Below are 1,111 nucleotides of genomic sequence, written 5' to 3'. Positions count from 1 at the left end.
GCGGCTGCCTCGGCGCGACCCTCGTCCTTCGAGGGGGTCGCCCCGAGCGGGAACATCGCGTGCTGCAGCTGCTCGGCGGTCAGCACCCCGAGGACGTACGACTGGTCCTTCGCCCACGCCGCCGCGCGGTGGAGCTCCCGCGAGCCGTCGGACCCGGTGACGATCGAGGCGTAGTGCCCCGTGGCGACCGCGTCGAACCCGAGGGCGAGCGCCTTCTCGAGCAGCGCCGCGAACTTGATCCGCTCGTTGCACCGCATGCAGGGGTTCGGCGTGCGGCCGGCCTGGTACTCGGCCACGAAGTCGTCGACGACGTCTTCCTTGAACCGCGCCGAGAAGTCCCACACGTAGTACGGGATGCCGAGCACCGAGGCCGCGCGCTGGGCGTCCATCGAGTCCTCGATCGTGCAGCAGCCGCGGCTCCCGGTGCGGAGCGTCCCCGGCATCCGGCTGAGGGCGAGGTGCACCCCCACCACGTCGTGTCCGGCGTCGACGGCCCGTGCCGCCGCGACCGCCGAGTCGACGCCACCGCTCATCGCTGCCAGTACTCGCATGCATCCAGGGTAAGCACCGGCGTACCGTTGTGCGAACGATGCCCTCCGAGACCCCCGCCTTCGACCTCCGGGCGGTCGTCCTGTCCGGCTTCCTCCCCGCCGCACTCTTCGCCGTCGGCGAGGGAGCGATCATCCCCATCATCCCCATCGCCGCGGACAACCTCGGTGCCGGGCTCGCGTTCGCGGGCTTCGTCGCGTCGCTCATCCTCGTCGGCGAGCTCATCGGCGACGTGCCCTCGGGCGTCGTCGTCGGACGGATCGGCGAGCGGAACGCGATGATCGGCGCGGCCGTGGTCTCCGTGGTCGGCCTCCTGGTGTGCACGTGGGCCCCGAACCCCTGGGTGCTCGCCGTCGGGGTGTTCCTCGTCGGCGTCTCGACGGCGGTGTTCGCGCTCGCCCGGCACGCGTACATGACGACCGCGATCCCGGTGCACGTCCGGGCCCGGGCGCTGTCCAGCCTCGGCGGCGTGTTCCGCTTCGGCTACTTCGTCGGGCCGTTCATCGCGGCCGGGGTCGTCCACCTGACGGGCACCACGCAGAGCGCGTTCTGGATCCACATC

General features: G+C 71.8%; 1 protein-coding gene and 1 pseudogene. One reads left to right on the top strand and one right to left on the bottom strand.

The genetic code is table 11. From position 1 onward, the window contains the following. Window positions 1–551 (bottom strand): annotated as a pseudogene (locus I59_RS03380) (tRNA 2-thiouridine(34) synthase MnmA); the annotation flags it as partial. A gap of 38 nt (window positions 552–589) precedes the next feature. On the opposite strand from I59_RS03380, the gene I59_RS03375 reads away from it, so the two are divergent. Further along, window positions 590–1,111 (top strand): MFS transporter (locus I59_RS03375; RefSeq protein WP_031272686.1); only part of this gene is annotated, 522 nt, incomplete at its 3' end.

This window comes from Curtobacterium sp. B8 (genome assembly GCF_000333315.1).
GTDB classification, from domain to species: Bacteria; Actinomycetota; Actinomycetes; order Actinomycetales; family Microbacteriaceae; genus Curtobacterium; species Curtobacterium luteum.
The sequence above is the reverse complement of the archived record's forward strand: the minus strand, read 5'-3'. Positions and strand labels throughout refer to the sequence as shown.